The organism is Bradyrhizobium ivorense (assembly GCF_900696085.1).
GTDB lineage: Bacteria > Pseudomonadota > Alphaproteobacteria > Rhizobiales > Xanthobacteraceae > Bradyrhizobium > Bradyrhizobium ivorense.
The window spans coordinates 356,223-373,355 of sequence record NZ_CAADFC020000004.1 but is presented as its reverse complement, the minus strand read 5'-3'; the positions used below and the strand labels follow the sequence as shown (position 1 = coordinate 373,355).

The following is a 17,133-nucleotide window of genomic DNA, read 5'->3' as shown; positions in this document are numbered from 1 at the left end:
GCGGCCATCCGACCCGCTTGGTATGTGGGAAATTAGCACAGCCGACGCAAGCTTCCACGCGCGGCTGAATGTCGCTCTAACCCGGCGTATATAGGCAAAAGCGGCGTTAACGCCGCTACATAATGTCACAAATTGCGCAGCACCGAGGCCGGCTTCTGGTTCAGCGCCAGCAGTGTTCCGGCCAGTCCTAACCCGACCGTGACGATGAGGGCGGCGACCACGACCAGCGCGGCGCTGCCGGCCTGCCAGATGAAGCTCAGCGTCATCAGCCGCGTCACGATCATCCAGGCCGCAACCGAGCCCGCGATCACGCCGAACACGGCGGTTGCAAGGCCGATCATCAGGTACTCCAGCGCATAGGCGCCGAGCAGCCGGACCCGCGTGGCGCCCAGCGTCTTGAGGATCACGGCGTCGTAGACGCGGTGGCGGTGACCGGCGGCGAGCGCGCCGCCGAGCACCAGGATCGCCGAGATCAGCGTAACCGCGCTGGCGCCGCGAATCGCCAGCACGAGGTTGCTGACGACACTGCCGACCGTTTCCAGCGCCTCGCGGACCCGCACGCTCGTCACCATCGGGAAGGCATCGGCGACCTGCTTGATGATGCGCGCGTCATCGGCGGCGGTCGGATTCACCTCAGTCAGGGTCGCGACATGGCTGTGCGGCGCGCCCTTGAACGCATTCGGCGAGAACACCAGCACGAAATTGATGCCGAGTCCCTGCCAGTCGATGTTGCGCAGATTGGCGATCTTCGCCGGAACGTCGCGGCCGAGCACGTTGACGACGACCTCGTCGCCGATCTTTAAGGAAAGGCCGTCGGCGATCTTCTTCTCCATCGAGACCAGCGGCGGCCCGCTGTAGTCCGGTCCCCACCATTCGCCCTCGACGATCTTGGAGCCCTTCGGAACCTCGCCGGTGTAGGTCAGGCCGCGGTCGCTCTGCAGCACCCATTCCGAATCGACGGATGGCTTGAGCTGGTCGGCCTTGACGCCGCGGGCGGCGACGATGCGCCCGCGCAGCATCGGCACGTCCTCGACGGTCGCGTCAGGGGCGATCTGCTTCAGATAGGCGCCGAAGTGATCGGCTTCGGTGGAGGGGATGTCGATGAAGAAGAACGACGGCGCCCGCTCCGGCAGCGCGGCGAGGAACTGGCGGCGCAGATTGCCGTCGATCTGGGTGATGGTGACCAGCACGGCGAGCCCGAGCCCGAGCGACAGCACGACCGACGGCGTCAGCGCGCCCGGCCGGTGGATGTTGGCGATCGCCAGCCGCAGCATGGTCATGCGGCTGCGCGGCAACCGCCGCGCCACCGCCATCAGGAGTTCGGCGATCCCCCGTAGCAGCAGGAACACCGCGATCGAGGAGGCGACGAAAACCGAGGCGACCCGCTTGTCGTAGGCGAGCCCGATCGCCACGCCAATCAGCAGCACGATCACCACGGCCATCAGCGCGAGATAGCTCCAGCGCGGCCGGTGCCATTCGCTGGTGATGGTCTCACGGAACAGCGCCGCCACCGGCACGTCGTGCACGCGGCCGAGCGGCCACAGTCCGAAGGCCAGCGCGGTGAGCTGGCCGTAGATGAAGGACAACGCAAGCTCGTCGGGGTGCACCGTCGGCACCACCGGCAGCGGCAGCACCTTGCCGAACAGGCCGACGACGACGAACGGCAGCGCGGCGCCGAGCGCGAGCCCGATCACCGAGCCGATGCCGGCCAGCACCACAACTTGCGTGAGGTAGATCGTGAAGACGTCGCGCCCGGTGGCGCCGAGTGCCTTGAAGGAAGCGATGACGTCGCGGCGGCGGTCGATATGGCTCTTCACCGCGTTGGCGACGCCGACACCGCCGACCAGGAGCGCGGCGAGGCCGACCAGGGTCAGGAACTGGGTGAAGCGGTTGATGGTGCGTTCGAGCTGCGGCGAGGCGTTGCTGCGGCTGCGGACTTCCCAGCCGGCCTGCGGCGCCGCGCTGCGCGCGCCGTCGATCAGCGCCGTGGTGGCGCGTTCGTCATTGGCGCCGTCAGGCAGCTTCACCCGATAGATCCAGCGCACCAGGCTGCCCGGCTGCAGCAGGTCGGTGGCGCGCAGGCTGGCTTCGCTGACCAGGAAGCGCGGGCCGAGGCCGACGCCGCCGGCGAGCTTGTCCGGCTCCGACACCACGACGCTGCGGATCTGATAGGTCGCGCTGCCGATGTTGACGCGGTCGCCGAGCTTCAGATCGAGCCGCGCCAGCAAGGTCGAATCGACCGCGGCGCCATAGGCGCCGTCGCGCTCGGCGAGCAGATCGGCGAGCGGCATTTTCGGCTCGAGCGTCAGCTCGCCGAGCATCGGATAGTTGCCGTCGACCGCCTTGAGCTCGACCAGCGCCAGCTTGCCGTCGCCGCTGCGGGTCATCGCGCGCAGCGTGGCCGCGACCGAGACCTCGCCGCGGGTGCGCAGATAGGCGACCTCCTCGGGCTTGGCCTCGCGCTGGATCAGCGAGAAGGCGACGTCGCCGCCGAGCAGGGTGCGGCCTTCGCGCGACAGGCCGTCGCCGAGGCTCGCGGCGACCGAGCCGACGCCGGCGATCGCCATCACGCCGAGCGCGATGCAGGCGATGAACACGTAGAAGCCGCGCAGGCCGCCGCGCAATTCGCGCAGCGCGTAACGGAAGGCAAGCGACGACGCGCGGCCCTGCACCGCGACTTCGGACGCGATGCTCATGTCGCGGATGATCCGTCGATGCGGCCGGAGCGCAGCCGCACCACGCGATCGCAGCGCTGCGCGAGCGCGAGATCGTGCGTCACCAGCACCAGCGTCATGCCGCGCTCGGCGTGCTTGGTGAACAGCAAATCGACGATCTGCTTGCCGGTCGATTCGTCGAGATTTCCGGTCGGCTCGTCGGCGACCAGGATCGCGGGATCGGGCGCCAGCGCGCGCGCGATCGCCACGCGCTGCTGCTCGCCGCCGGAGAGTTGCGTCGGATAATGATGCAGCCGCTCGCCGAGACCGACCGATTGCAGCTCCTGCGCGGCGCGCTCCGCGGCATCCGCATTGCCGGCGAGTTCGAGCGGCACCGCGACGTTCTCCAGCGCCGTCATGGTCGGGATCAAATGGAACGACTGGAAGACGATGCCGACCTGGCGGCCGCGGAAACGCGCCAGCGCATCTTCATCGAGGGCATTGAACGAGGTGCCGCTCACGACCACCTCTCCGCTGTCAGGACGTTCCAGCCCCGCCATCACCATCAGCAAGGTCGACTTGCCCGAACCTGACGGGCCGATCAGGCCGATGGCCTCACCCGCTGCCACACGAAGGCTGATATCTTTGAGGATATGGACCCGTGCGGCGCCGGTGCCGAGCGACAGGTTGACGTTCTTGACAGAGATCGTGTCCGGCTCGACGCCGGTCAATGAAGGGGATTCGATGAGGCTGTCCATGGTTTGGTCATATGGCACTTCCGCGGTTGCGGTCGAGGGCCGGTTGCGAATCTTCGTGCACATACTCGTGTTGCTTATGGGCCTGATGACGGCGGCAAATGCGCAGACGGCGGACCCGGCGAAGCCGATCAAAATGGTCGTTCTGGGCGATTCCTTGAGCGCCGGTTTCGGCCTCCCGGCCGGCGCGGCGTTCCCGGTCCGTCTCCAAAAAGCCTTGGAAGCCAAGGGGATAAAGGTCGACATGATCAATGCCGGGGTGTCCGGCGACACTTCCTCGGGCGGCCGCGAGCGGCTCGACTGGTCGGTGCCCGATGGAACCAGTGTGGTGATTCTCGAACTCGGCGCCAACGATGCCCTGCGCGGCACCGATCCCGCGGTGACCCGCGCCGCGCTGTCCGACATCATCACAAAGTTGAAGGCGCGCAACATCGCGGTGCTCTTGTGCGGCATGCTAGCGCCGCCGAATTATGGCACTGAGTATGCGGCGAAGTTCAACGCGATCTATCCCGATCTCGCAAAGGCCTTCGGCGTGCCGCTGTACCCGTTCTTTCTCGATGGCGTTGCCGCCGATGCCAAGCTCAACCAGGCCGACGGCATGCATCCGACTGCGGAGGGCGTCGATATCGTTGTGAAAAATATCCTGCCTACGGTGGAGGCACTGCTCGGATCATTATCTGCGCAGCGTGGCTGAAAAGCAGAAGGCGGGCTGGTGGATTAACCGGAGCTTTACGAGCTGTTAACGCGTTATGCTTCGCAGAGTCATATAACTCGGGTACAAAAGAGACGTCGGTGATTCGTCACCGGGGTGTGTTCGACGGCGCGGGCTCCCAAAACTCGCGCCACTGCATCGAGGATTATTGCGATGCCGCGTCTGTTCACTGGACTGGAAATTCCGGCCGATATCGGTCAGACCCTCTCCAATTTGCGTGGCGGCCTTCCCGGCGCACGCTGGATCGATCCCGAAAATTATCACGTCACCTTGCGCTTCATCGGCGATATCGACGGCCTCTGGGCCAACGAGATCGCGTCGATGCTGTTTCGGGTGAACCGCAAACCGTTCGAGGTCAAGCTCAAGGGCCTCTCGAGCTTCGGCGGACGCAAGCCACGCGCCGTGGTTGCCTCCGTCGAGCCGAGCCGGCCGCTGATCGAGCTGCAGGCCGAGCTCGAGCGGATGATGCAGCGGATGGGGCTCGATCCCGAGGGGCGAAAGTTCACGCCGCATGTCACGCTCGCGCGTCTGCATGACGCATCGAGCCAGGACGTCGCGGATTATCTGTCGGTGCGCGGCTACTTCCCGAGCCGCAGCTTCATGGCAGACCGCTTCGTGCTGTACTCGTCGCGCGCGTCGACCGGCGGCGGACCCTACGTGGTCGAGGATGCCTACGCGCTCTGCGCGTAGGGCTTGATCCAGGCCGCGGTGTTCTGTGCGGCCGGCTCGTCCGGTCGGCCGTGGCATGCAAGGCGTGCGCTTGCATGGCTATCGCCCCAATTCACGGCTTGCATTTTCCCGCGCAGTAGGGCCGTAAGGTGGGCCGATGCAGTCCACCTCGCCCGCTTCTTTCCTCGAACACTACAACACCCTGGTCGCCTCCGGCGCGATCGAGGCCGATCCAGCGCAGGCGCGCGCCGCCGAGGCGTTCGGCGCGCTCGACGAGCGGCTCTCGTACTACAAGCCGCAGCGCAAGCAGGGCCTGTTCGGCCGGCTGTTCGGCGGCGACAAGGACGACAAGCCGCGCGGGCTCTATGTCCATGGCGAGGTCGGCCGCGGCAAGACCATGCTGATGGACCTGTTCTTCCAGCAGAGCCCGGTCGAGCACAAGCGCCGCGCGCATTTCCACGAATTCATGGCCGAGGCGCATGAGCGCATCTACGGCTATCGCCAGCAGATCGCGCGCGGCGAGATCGCAGATGGCGACGTGATCGCGCTCACCGCGCAGGCGATCTTCGACGAAGCCTGGCTGCTCTGCTTCGACGAATTCCACGTCACCGACATCGCGGATGCGATGATCCTCGGACGTCTGTTCGCAAAGCTGTTCGAGCTCGGCACCGTGGTGGTCGCGACCTCGAACGTCGCGCCCGACGATCTCTACAAGGGCGGCCTCAACCGTGCGCTGTTCCTGCCGTTCATCGCGCAGATCGCCGAGCACATGGACGTGCTGCGGCTCGATGCGCGCACCGATTTCCGGCTGGAAAAACTGTTCGGCGTGAAGATGTGGCTGGTGCCCGATGATGCCGCCGCCGGCGCCGCGCTCGATGCGGCCTGGCGCAAGATGACCGGCAATGCGCCGTGCAAGCCGCGTGACATCACGATCAAGGGGCGGGTGCTGCACGTGCCGTGCGCGGCGCACGGCGTCGCGCGCTTCAGCTTCGCCGAGCTCTGCGAGCAGCCGCTGGCCGCGTCCGACTATCTCAGGCTCGCGCACGACTATCACACGCTGCTGGTCGACCACATTCCGGTGATGGATTACGCCGAGCGCAACGCCGCCAAGCGCTTCATCTCGCTGATCGACACGCTCTATGACAATGCCGTGAAGCTGATGGCCTCCGCGGAGGCCGACCCGGTGTCGCTGTACCTTGCCGACGACGGCAATGAGGCGATGGAGTTCAAGCGCACCGCCTCGCGCCTGATCGAGATGAGCTCGGAATCCTATTTGGCGCTGCCGCACGGCCGAAAGGATTCCTCGGCAAGCGGCGCGTCGACCGGCCTGGTCGAAACCTGATTTCAGCCTTCAATTCGGCCTTGCGTGCCGCCCGGTTCGGAGCAATTTTTCGTGCGTCCAGGGCTGATGTCGCTGGCATGCCTGATCGAATTCGAGGCAGGGCGGCCAATCGGCAGGCCTCGACTTGCGGCCCGCGACTTGAATGGATCATTCGAAAGGGATAACCACCCTTGCAACCGACTTCCCTCCCTCCTGCATCCAGATCGAAGGACTGATTTCCCATGGCACGCGACAAGATTGCACTGATTGGCTCCGGACAGATCGGCGGAACGCTGGCGCACCTCGTCGGCCTCAAGGAATTGGGAGACGTCGTGCTGTTCGACATTGCCGAGGGCGTGCCGCAGGGCAAGGCGCTCGACATTGCGCAGTCGTCGCCGGTCGACGGCTTCGATTCCAATCTGGTCGGCGCCAATTCCTATGAAGCGCTCGACGGCGCCAAGGTCTGCATCGTCACCGCCGGCGTGCCGCGCAAGCCCGGCATGAGCCGCGACGATCTGCTCTCGATCAACCTCAAGGTCATGGAGCAGGTCGGCGCCGGCATCAAGAAGTACGCGCCCGACGCCTTCGTCATCTGCATCACCAACCCGCTCGACGCGATGGTGTGGGCGCTGCAGAAGGCCTCGGGCCTGCCGCACAAGAAGGTGGTCGGCATGGCCGGCGTGCTCGACTCCGCGCGCTTCCGCTATTTCCTCGCCGACGAGTTCAACGTCTCCGTCGAAGACGTCACTGCCTTCGTGCTCGGCGGCCACGGCGACACCATGGTGCCGCTGACCCGCTATTCCGCCGTCGCCGGCATCCCGCTGCCCGACCTCGTCAAGATGGGCTGGACCTCGCAGGCGCGCGTCGACGAGATCGTCGATCGCACCCGCAACGGCGGCGCCGAGATCGTCAACCTGCTGAAGACCGGCTCGGCGTTCTACGCGCCGGCGGCCTCCGCGATTCAGATGGCCGAGAGCTACCTGAAGGACAAGAAGCGCGTGCTGCCCTGCGCCGCCTATCTCAACGGCGAATACGGCGTGAAGGACATGTATGTCGGCGTCCCGGTCGTGATCGGCTCCAAGGGTGTCGAGCGCGTGGTCGAGATCGAGCTCGCCGGCAAGGACCGCGAAGCCTTCGACAAGTCGGTCGGCGCGGTGCAGGGCCTGGTCGACGCCTGCAAGAAGATCGCGCCCGATCTGCTCGGCAAGTAATTTGGCTTGGCAATGACCCGATAGGCGATTCCGATCGCCTGTCGGGTGCAACGTAATGAAATTCTGGCGGATTTTATGCTTGCACGGGCGTTGGTATATGGTATGCCAAGCCCAAGGCTGACTTGAAAGTTCGCCGCACGAGGGTTTGGGAGCGTCTTTCCATGAATATCCATGAATACCAGGCCAAGGCACTGCTGCATGAATTCGGCGTGCCGATCTCGCGCGGCGTCGCTGTGCTGAAGGCCGAGGAGGCCGATGCGGCGGCCAGGCAGCTCCCGGGCCCGATCTGGGTGGTGAAGAGCCAGATCCACGCCGGCGGCCGCGGCAAGGGCAAGTTCAAGGAAGCCTCCGCCGGCGACAAGGGCGGCGTCCGCATCGCCAAGTCGGTCGGCGAGGTCGGCGAATACGCCAAGCAGATGCTCGGCGCGACGCTGGTCACGGTGCAGACCGGGCCGCACGGCAAGCAGGTCAACCGCCTCTACATCGAGGAGGGCTCCGACATCGACAAGGAGTTTTATCTCTCGATCCTGGTCAACCGCGAGACCTCCGAAATCTCCTTCGTGGTGTCGACCGAAGGCGGCGTCAACATCGAGGACGTCGCCCACAACACGCCTGAAAAGATCGTCTCGTTTTCGGTCGATCCCGCGACCGGCATCATGCCGCATCACGGCCGCACCGTCGCCCAGGCGCTGAAGCTCACCGGCGATCTCGCCAAGCAGGCCGAGAAGCTCACTGGCCAGCTCTATGCCGCCTTCGCCGCCAAGGACATGGCGATGCTGGAGATCAACCCGCTGGTCGTCACCAAGCAGGGCCAGCTCCGCGTGCTCGACGCCAAGGTGTCGTTCGATGGCAACGCGCTGTACCGCCATCCCGACGTGATGGCGCTGCGCGACGAGACCGAGGAAGACGCCAAGGAGATCGAGGCCTCGAAGTTCGACCTCAATTATGTCGCGCTCGACGGCAACATCGGCTGCATGGTCAACGGCGCCGGCCTCGCCATGGCGACCATGGACATCATCAAGCTCTACGGCATGTCGCCGGCCAACTTCCTCGACGTCGGCGGCGGCGCCAGCAAGGAGAAGGTCGCGGCCGCGTTCAAGATCATCACTGCCGATCCGAACGTGAAGGGCATCCTGGTCAACATCTTCGGCGGCATCATGAAGTGCGACGTGATCGCCGAGGGCGTGGTCGCCGCCGTCAAGGAAGTCGGCCTCAAGGTGCCGCTGGTGGTGCGCCTCGAAGGCACCAATGTCGAGCAGGGCAAGAAGATCATCCGCGAAAGCGGCCTCAACGTCGTCCCCGCCGACAATCTCGATGACGCAGCCCAGAAGATCGTGAACGCCGTCAAGGGAGGCTAACGATGGCCGATCATCTCGACGCCCCGCTACCCTTGGAAGAGCACCGCAAGCTTGCGCTGTTCGCAGGCGAGTGGAACGGCGAAGAGATGGTGTTTCCGTCGCGCTGGACCGCGGGCGGTCCGGCGACCTCGCATGTGGTGGCGCGGATCGCGCTCAACGGCTTCTACCTGATCCAGGACACGGTGCAGAGCCGCGACGGCAAGGAGAGCTTTGCCACCCACGGCGTCTTCACCTACGACCGCGAGGACCGGACCTACAAATTGTTCTGGCACGATTCGCTCGGCTACTACCCGCCGTCGCCGGCCTCGGGCGGCTGGGTCAACAAATCGCTGATCCTGGTGCGCGGCTCGCTGCGCGGCAACGCCCGCCACGTCTACGAGGTCGTCGACGACAATACCTACAACATGAAGATCCAGTTTTCGCCCGACGCGGAAGGGTGGGCCGACGTGCTCACCGGCGTGTACCGGCGTATCCATTAGAGCATGATCCGGAAAAGTGGTCCCCGGTTTTCCGATAAGATCATGCTCAAACCATAGAGTCCCTTCTCGTCTCGCGAAAGCATCTCGAACCATGTCCATTCTGATCGACAAGAACACCAAGGTCATCTGCCAGGGCTTCACCGGCAAGAACGGCACGTTCCATTCGGAAGCGGCGATCGCTTACGGCACCAAGATGGTCGGCGGCGTGGCGCCGGGCAAAGGCGGCTCGACCCATCTCAACCTGCCGGTGTTCGACACCGTTGCCGAGGCGCGCGCCAGGACCGGCGCCGACGCCAGCGTGGTCTACGTGCCGCCGCCGGGCGCGGCGGACGCGATCTGCGAGGCGATCGATGCCGAAATCCCGCTGATCGTCTGCATCACCGAGGGCATCCCGGTGCTCGACATGGTGCGGGTGAAGCGCTCGCTGTCGGGCTCGAAGTCGCGGCTGATCGGGCCGAACTGCCCGGGCGTGATGACCGCCGGCGAGTGCAAGATCGGCATCATGCCGGCCAACATCTTCAAGCCGGGCTCGGTCGGCATCGTCTCCCGCTCCGGCACGCTGACCTATGAGGCGGTGTTCCAGACCAGCCAGGAAGGCCTCGGCCAGACCACCGCGGTCGGCATCGGCGGCGACCCGGTCAAGGGCACCGAGTTCATCGACGTGCTGGAAATGTTCCTGGCCGACGACAACACCAAGTCGATCGTGATGATCGGCGAGATCGGCGGCTCGGCCGAGGAAGACGCCGCCCAGTTCCTCAAGGACGAGGCCAAGCGCGGCCGCAAGAAGCCGATGGTTGGCTTCATCGCCGGTGTCACCGCACCTCCCGGCCGCCGCATGGGTCATGCCGGCGCCATCATCTCCGGCGGCAAGGGCGATGCGGGCTCCAAGACCGCGGCGATGGAAGCCGCCGGCATCAGGGTGTCGCCGTCGCCGGCGCGGCTCGGGCACACCCTGGCCGAAATGCTGAAGTAACGTCGCGACAGCAATTTTATCCGCTATCCCGCGCTCCCTGGTGGTTCAAATCGCCAGGGAGCGTATCTTTTTGTCCTGCGTTATCCGCACGGCGGGCGCTTCAATATGTTTTGAAAGTCCGTTCATTTTTTGGTTCTTTTAGGCGCGAATATCCGACTTAAATAGGCTAAAGGATATCCATTCAGCTGGTCCTTCGGACTGGTCTTGCGCCGTCTGCCACGCGCCAACCAAAAATCACCAGGACTTCCATATGTCTCGCCAAGACGCGAACGCCGCTTTTGCCCTCTCTTCGTTCCTCCAGGGCACCAACGCCGCCTATATCGACGACCTCTATGCGCGTTATGAGCAGGATCCGTCGTCCGTCGACGCCGAATGGCAGGATTTCTTCAAGAGCCTGAAGGACGCGCCTGGCGACGTCCGGAAGAACGCCGACGGCGCCTCCTGGGGCCGCGACAACTGGCCGCTCACCCCGCGCGACGACCTGACCTCCGCGCTCGACGGCAACTGGGCCCAGGTCGAGAAGGCGGTCAGCACCAAGATCGCAGCCAAAGCGCAGGCCAGGGGCGCCGAACTGTCCGACGCCGACGTCCACCAGGCCACCCGCGATTCGGTTCGCGCCCTAATGCTGATCCGCGCCTACCGCATGCGCGGCCATTTCCACGCCAAGCTCGATCCGCTCGGCATCGAGGCGCCGCGCGATCGCGAGGAGCTCGATCCGCGCTCCTACGGCTTCACCGAGGCCGATTTCGACCGCAAGATCTTCCTCGATCACGTGCTCAGCCTCGAATACGGCACGCTGCGCGAGATCGTGCAGATCTGCGAGCGCACCTACTGCCAGACGCTCGGCGTCGAATTCATGCACATCTCCAATGCCGCGCAGAAGGCCTGGATCCAGGAGCGCATCGAGGGTCCGGACAAGGAGATCAGCTTCACCCCCGAGGGGCGCCGCGCCATCCTCAACAAGCTGGTCGAGGCGGAAGGCTTCGAGAAGTTCTGCGACACCAAGTTCACCGGCACCAAGCGCTTCGGCCTCGACGGCGCCGAGTCGCTGATCCCCGCGCTGGAGCAGATCATCAAGCGCGGCGGCAATCTCGGCGTGAAGGAGATCGTGGTCGGCATGCCGCATCGCGGCCGCCTCAACGTGCTGACCCAGGTGATGGCCAAGCCGCACCGCGCGCTGTTCCATGAGTTCAAGGGCGGCTCGGCCAATCCGGACGCGGTCGAAGGCTCCGGCGACGTCAAGTATCACCTCGGCGCCTCCTCGGACCGCGAGTTCGACGGCAACAAGATCCATCTGTCGCTGACCGCCAACCCGTCGCATCTCGAGATCGTCGATCCCGTCGTGCTCGGCAAGGTGCGCGCCAAGCAGGACCAGCATGGCGATCCGCCGGATCAGCGCATCTCGGTGCTGCCGCTCTTGATGCACGGCGACGCCGCCTTCGCCGGCCAGGGCGTGGTCGCGGAATGCTTCAGCCTGTCGGACCTCAAGGGCTACCGCACCGGCGGTTCGCTGCACTTCATCGTCAACAACCAGATCGGCTTCACCACCTATCCGCGCTACTCGCGCTCCTCGCCCTATCCGTCCGACGTCGCGAAGATGATCGACGCGCCGATCTTCCACGTGAACGGCGACGATCCGGAGGCGGTGGTGTTCGCGGCCAAGGTCGCGATCGAGTTCCGGCAGAAATTCCACAAGCCGGTCGTCATCGACATGTTCTGCTATCGCCGCCACGGCCATAACGAGGGCGACGAGCCGGCATTCACCCAGCCGGTGATGTACAAGCGCATCGCCTCGCATCCGTCGACGCTGGAGATCTACGCCAAGCGGCTGATCACCGAGGGCGTGATCACCGAAGGCGAGGTCGACAAGGCCAAGGCCGACTGGCGCGCGCGGCTCGATGCCGAGTTCGAGGCCGGCGCCGGCTACAAGCCGAACAAGGCCGACTGGCTCGACGGCAAGTGGGCCGGCTTCAAGATCGCCGACCAGGAGGAGGACGCCCGCCGCGGCGTCACCGGCGTCGACGTCGCCAAGCTGAGGGAGATCGGCCGCAAGATCACCAAGGTGCCGGACGGCTTCCACGTCCACCGCACCATCCAGCGCTTCCTCGACAATCGCGCCAAGGCGATCGACTCCGGCGTCGGCATCGACTGGGCGACCGGCGAGGCGCTGGCGTTCTGCACGCTGCTGCAGGAAGGCCACCACGTGCGGCTGTCCGGCCAGGACTCCGAGCGCGGCACCTTCTCGCAGCGCCATTCGGTGCTGATCGACCAGGAAGACGAGAGCCGCTACACGCCGTTCAACCATCTCGGCGGCAACGACACCGGCCACTACGAAGTCATCAACTCGCTGCTCTCGGAGGAGGCGGTGCTCGGCTTCGAATACGGCTACTCGCTGGCCGAGCCGAATGCGCTGGCGATGTGGGAAGCCCAGTTCGGCGACTTCGCCAATGGCGCCCAGGTGCTGTTCGACCAGTTCATCTCCTCGGGCGAGCGCAAATGGCTGCGCATGTCGGGCCTCGTTTGCCTGCTGCCGCATGGCTATGAGGGTCAGGGGCCGGAGCACTCCTCGGCGCGGCTCGAGCGCTATCTGCAGCTCTGCGCCGAAGACAACATGCAGGTGGTGTATCCGACCACCCCGGCCAACTACTTCCACGTGCTGCGGCGGCAGCTGCATCGCGAGATCCGCAAGCCGCTGATCATGATGACGCCGAAGTCGCTGCTGCGCCACAAGCGGGCGGTGTCGCGGCTCGACGAGCTCGGCGAGGGCCAGACCTTCCACCGCATCCTGTACGATGACGCCCAGATGCTGCCGAACGAGGCGATCAAGCTCAAGCCGGACGACAAGATCCGTCGCGTCGTGCTGTGCGCGGGCAAGGTCTATTACGATCTCTACGAGGAGCGCGAGAAGCGCGGCATCGACGACATCTATTTGATGCGCGTCGAGCAGCTCTATCCGGTGCCGCTGAAGGCGCTGGTGCAGGAGCTCGGCCGCTTCAAGGGCGCCGAGATCGTCTGGTGCCAGGAAGAGCCGCGCAACATGGGCGGCTGGCACTTCATCGAGCCCTATCTCGAATGGGTGCTGAACCAGATCCATGCGCCGAACAAGCGTCCGCGCTACGCCGGCCGTCCGGCCGCCGCGGCCACCGCCACCGGCCTGATGTCGAAACATCTGGCGCAGCTCAAGGCGCTGCTCGACGACGCACTGAACTAACCACCTTCACCACCACCATGCCCCGCCTTGTGCGCAATTGCGCACTGGAGCGGGGCATCCGGTATCCCGGGTCATCCAGCTACGTCGCTGTCGTCACGGAGTACCGGATCGTCCGCTTCGGCGGGCGGTGGCCGTACCAAGTTTCATGACCGCAGGGTTGATCTGAGGAAAAGACCATGACTGAAATTCGCGTTCCAACACTCGGGGAATCCGTGACCGAGGCCACCATCGGCCGCTGGTTCAAGAAGGCGGGTGATGCCGTCGCGGTGGACGAGCCGTTGGTGGAGTTGGAGACCGACAAGGTCACGATCGAGGTGCCGGCGCCGTCCGCCGGCACGCTCGGCGAGATCATCGCCAAGGATGGCGAGACGGTCGCCGTCGGCGCGCTGCTCGGCCAGATCAATGATGGCGCGGCTCCGGCGAAGCCTGCCGCCGCCGCTCCGGCTGCCAAGGCTGCGGCGCCCGCCGCGGCGGCGCCGGCCGCCGCCCCCGCGCCGGCTCCTGCTGCGCCGAAGGCGCCGCCGGCTGATGCCCCGCTCGCTCCGTCGGTGCGAAAACTGTCCGCCGAAAGCGGCGTCGATGCCACCACCGTGCCCGGCTCGGGCAAGGACGGCCGCGTCACCAAGGGCGACATGCTGGCCGCGATCGAGAAGGCCGCTTCGGCGCCGACCCCGGTCAATCAGCCGGCCGCCGCGGTGCAGGTCCGCGCCCCGTCGCCGGCCGACGATGCCGCGCGCGAGGAGCGCGTGAAGATGACGCGGCTGCGCCAGACCATCGCGCGGCGCCTGAAGGACGTGCAGAACACCGCCGCGATGCTGACGACCTTCAACGAGGTCGACATGACCGAGGTGATGAAGCTGCGCGCCCAGTACAAGGACGTGTTCGAGAAGAAGCACGGCGCCAAGCTCGGCTTCATGGGCTTCTTCACCAAGGCCGTCGTTCAGGGCTTGAAGGACATTCCCGCCGTCAACGCCGAGATCGACGGCAGCGACCTGATCTACAAGAACTACTACCACATCGGCGTCGCGGTCGGCACCGACCGCGGCCTGGTGGTGCCTGTGGTGCGCGACTGCGACCACAAGTCGATCTCCGACATCGAGAAGTCGATCGCCGACTACGGCCGCCGGGCCCGCGATGGCCAGCTCAAGATCGACGAGATGCAGGGCGGCACCTTCACCATCACCAATGGCGGCATCTACGGCTCGCTGATGTCGACGCCGATCCTCAACGCGCCGCAGTCCGGCATCCTGGGCATGCACAAGATCCAGGAGCGGCCGATGGTGGTCGGCGGCAAGATCGAGGTCCGCCCGATGATGTATCTGGCGTTGTCCTACGATCACCGCGTGATCGACGGCAAGGAAGCAGTGACCTTCCTGGTGCGCGTCAAGGAGAGCCTGGAGGATCCGGCCCGCCTGGTGCTGGACCTGTAAGAAGGCCATTCGCGCGCGGCGCTCGACCCGATCGGGCGCCGCAATCGTTTTGGCCGCGTATCTTTGGGGATCAATGTGACGGATAAGGTTGTCATCATCACCGGCGGCAGCCGCGGCATCGGCCGCGCCACCGCCCTCGCTGCCGCGGCGCGCGGCTATCGTGTTGTGGTCGGCTATGCCAGCAACAAGAAGGCGGCCGACGAGGTCGTCGCCCAGATCGCGGCGAGCAACGGCAAGGCGATCGCGGTGAAATGCGATGTCGCCGAGGAAGGCGATATCCTCGACCTGTTCAAGGCGGCCGACAAGTTCGGCACGCTCGGGGCGCTGGTCAACAATGGCGGCATTGTCGGCACCAGCGGCGTGCGCGTCGACGAGATGTCGGCCGAGCGCATCCGGCGGGTGATGGCGGTCAACGTCACCGGCTCGATCCTCTGCGCCCGCGAAGCGGTGAAGCGGATGTCGACCAAGCATGGCGGTCAGGGCGGTGTGATCGTCAACCTCTCCTCGGTCGCGGCCAGGCTCGGCGCGCCCAACACCTATGTCGATTATGCCGCCTCCAAGGGCGCAATCGATTCGTTCACCGTCGGCCTCGGCCATGAAGTCGCGGCCGAAGGCATTCGCGTCGCCGGCATCCGGCCGGGGCTGATCGACACCGAAATCCATGCCGCGGGCGGCGAGCCCGATCGCGCGCACCGGCTTGCCCATATGGTGCCGATGAAGCGCGTCGGCACTGCGGATGAGATTGCAAATGCCATCGTCTGGCTGATGTCGGACGAGGCCTCCTATGTCACCAGCACGATCCTCGACGTGTCGGGCGGTCGCTAACAGTCAAAGAGTTACAGGACCTCAATCATGGCTTCTTACGATCTTGTCGTCATCGGCACCGGCCCTGGCGGCTATGTCTGCGCGATCCGCGCGGCGCAACTCGGCATGAAGGTCGCCGTCGTCGAGAAGAACGCGACGCTCGGCGGCACCTGCCTCAATGTCGGCTGCATGCCCTCGAAGGCGCTGCTGCACGCCTCCGAGATGTTCGAGGAAGCTGCGCATTCCTTCGCCAAGATGGGCGTCAGCGTCTCGGCGCCGAAGCTCGATCTGCCCGCGATGATGAACTTCAAGCAGCAGGGCATCGACGGCAACGTCAAGGGCGTCGAGTTCCTGATGAAGAAGAACAAGATCGACGTGCTCAAGGGCACCGGCAAGATTCTCGGTGCCGGCAAGGTCGAGGTCTCCGGCGACGGCAAGACCGAGACCGTCGAGACCAGGAACATCGTGATCGCCACCGGCTCCGACATCGCGCGGCTGAAGGGCATCGAGATCGACGAGAAGCGCATCGTGTCGTCGACCGGCGCGCTGTCGCTGGAGAAGGTGCCGTCGAGTCTGTTGATCGTCGGCGCCGGCGTGATCGGGCTCGAGCTCGGCTCGGTCTGGCACCGTCTCGGCGCCAAGGTCACCGTGGTGGAATTCCTCGACCGCATTTTGCCCGGCATGGACGGCGAAGTGGCAAAACAATTCCAGCGCATGCTGGAGAAGCAGGGCTTCACTTTCAAGCTCGGCGCCAAGGTCACCGCGGTCGACACCTCGGGCAAGACGCTGCAGGCCAAGGTCGAGCCGGCGGCGGGCGGCGCGGCGGAGACGATCGAAGCCGACGTCGTGCTCGTCTGCATCGGCCGCGTGCCCTACACCGAGGGCCTTGGGCTGAAGGAAGCCGGTGTCGCGCTCGACAATCGCGGCCGCGTTGAGATTGACGCGCACTTCTCGACCAACGTGAAGGGCATCTACGCGATCGGCGACGTCGTCGCCGGACCGATGCTCGCGCACAAGGCGGAAGACGAAGGCGTCGCCTGCGCGGAGATCATCGCGGGGCAGGCGGGCCATGTGAACTACGATGTTATCCCAGGTGTCGTGTATACCACGCCGGAAGTGTCGTCGGTCGGCAAGACCGAGGAGGAGCTCAAGCAGGCCGGCGTCGCTTATACCGTCGGCAAGTTTCCGTTCACCGCGAACGGCCGCTCCAAGGTCAACCAGACCACCGACGGTCTTGTAAAAGTTCTCGCAGATGCGAAAACGGATCGGGTGCTCGGCGTGCACATCGTCGGTCGCGAAGCCGGCGAAATGATTCATGAAGCCTGCGTTTTGATGGAATTTGGCGGTTCGGCCGAGGATCTGGCCCGCACCTGCCACGCCCATCCGACCCGCTCGGAAGCCATCAAGGAAGCCTCGCTTGCGGTGGGCAAACGCGCCATCCATATGTGATCGAAGTCCGGCGCGAGCCGGCGGAGCGTGACCTGGATAACTGAAGCCGGCTTCACGCTCTGGTAAAGAGATGAGATCATGATGCTCAGTCGCATCATGATCGAGAG

13 protein-coding genes are annotated in these 17,133 nt (G+C 65.3%); 11 read left to right on the top strand and 2 right to left on the bottom strand.

The genetic code is table 11. The features are described 5' to 3' along the window. Window positions 1-125 precede the first annotated feature (125 nt). Both CI41S_RS02545 and CI41S_RS02540 read right to left on the bottom strand, forming a co-directional pair. A complete protein-coding gene (locus CI41S_RS02545; RefSeq protein ID WP_139857259.1) occupies window positions 126-2,696 on the bottom strand; it encodes an ABC transporter permease in 2,571 nt (856 codons plus the stop codon). Continuing rightward, on the bottom strand, window positions 2,693-3,412 hold the full coding sequence (locus CI41S_RS02540) for an ABC transporter ATP-binding protein (protein ID WP_139857258.1): 720 nt from the start codon (window positions 3,410-3,412) through the stop codon (window positions 2,693-2,695). The genes CI41S_RS02545 and CI41S_RS02540 overlap by 4 nt, the downstream gene beginning before the upstream one ends. Before the next feature lie 55 nt (window positions 3,413-3,467). On the opposite strand from CI41S_RS02540, the gene CI41S_RS02535 reads away from it, so the two are divergent. The 11 genes from CI41S_RS02535 to lpdA all read left to right on the top strand — a co-directional run bounded on the left by CI41S_RS02535 (window position 3,468) and on the right by lpdA (window position 17,026). After that, window positions 3,468-4,103, top strand: a complete 636-nt coding sequence (locus CI41S_RS02535) for an arylesterase (protein ID WP_139858544.1) — start codon at window positions 3,468-3,470, stop codon at window positions 4,101-4,103. Between the two features lie 171 nt (window positions 4,104-4,274). Continuing rightward, complete coding sequence (gene thpR / locus CI41S_RS02530) at window positions 4,275-4,811, top strand: RNA 2',3'-cyclic phosphodiesterase (protein ID WP_139479985.1); 537 nt, start codon at window positions 4,275-4,277, stop codon at window positions 4,809-4,811. A 136-nt stretch (window positions 4,812-4,947) separates the two neighbouring features. Further along, complete coding sequence (gene zapE / locus CI41S_RS02525; RefSeq protein ID WP_139857257.1) at window positions 4,948-6,132, top strand: cell division protein ZapE; 1,185 nt, start codon at window positions 4,948-4,950, stop codon at window positions 6,130-6,132. Between the two features lie 221 nt (window positions 6,133-6,353). After that, window positions 6,354-7,322 (top strand): malate dehydrogenase, encoded by a 969-nt coding sequence (mdh, locus tag CI41S_RS02520; RefSeq protein ID WP_139479983.1) that lies wholly within the window; start codon window positions 6,354-6,356, stop codon window positions 7,320-7,322. A gap of 161 nt (window positions 7,323-7,483) precedes the next feature. Further along, complete coding sequence (gene sucC / locus CI41S_RS02515) at window positions 7,484-8,680, top strand: ADP-forming succinate--CoA ligase subunit beta (protein WP_139857256.1); 1,197 nt, start codon at window positions 7,484-7,486, stop codon at window positions 8,678-8,680. Between the two features lie 2 nt (window positions 8,681-8,682). Continuing rightward, window positions 8,683-9,159, top strand: a complete 477-nt coding sequence (locus CI41S_RS02510) for a DUF1579 family protein (RefSeq protein ID WP_139479981.1) — start codon at window positions 8,683-8,685, stop codon at window positions 9,157-9,159. A 91-nt stretch (window positions 9,160-9,250) separates the two neighbouring features. Next, complete coding sequence (gene sucD / locus CI41S_RS02505; RefSeq protein ID WP_139857255.1) at window positions 9,251-10,132, top strand: succinate--CoA ligase subunit alpha; 882 nt, start codon at window positions 9,251-9,253, stop codon at window positions 10,130-10,132. Between the two features lie 250 nt (window positions 10,133-10,382). Next, window positions 10,383-13,343, top strand: a complete 2,961-nt coding sequence (locus tag CI41S_RS02500; protein WP_139857254.1) for a 2-oxoglutarate dehydrogenase E1 component — start codon at window positions 10,383-10,385, stop codon at window positions 13,341-13,343. 176 nt (window positions 13,344-13,519) lie between these two features. Beyond that, complete coding sequence (gene odhB / locus CI41S_RS02495; RefSeq protein ID WP_139479978.1) at window positions 13,520-14,773, top strand: 2-oxoglutarate dehydrogenase complex dihydrolipoyllysine-residue succinyltransferase; 1,254 nt, start codon at window positions 13,520-13,522, stop codon at window positions 14,771-14,773. A gap of 75 nt (window positions 14,774-14,848) precedes the next feature. Continuing rightward, window positions 14,849-15,598 (top strand): SDR family oxidoreductase, encoded by a 750-nt coding sequence (locus CI41S_RS02490; protein ID WP_172627888.1) that lies wholly within the window; start codon window positions 14,849-14,851, stop codon window positions 15,596-15,598. A 27-nt stretch (window positions 15,599-15,625) separates the two neighbouring features. After that, the gene (gene lpdA / locus CI41S_RS02485) at window positions 15,626-17,026 is read left to right on the top strand and encodes a dihydrolipoyl dehydrogenase (RefSeq protein ID WP_139857252.1); all 1,401 of its coding nucleotides are present in this window, start codon (window positions 15,626-15,628) and stop codon (window positions 17,024-17,026) included. Window positions 17,027-17,133: the final 107 nt, after the last annotated feature.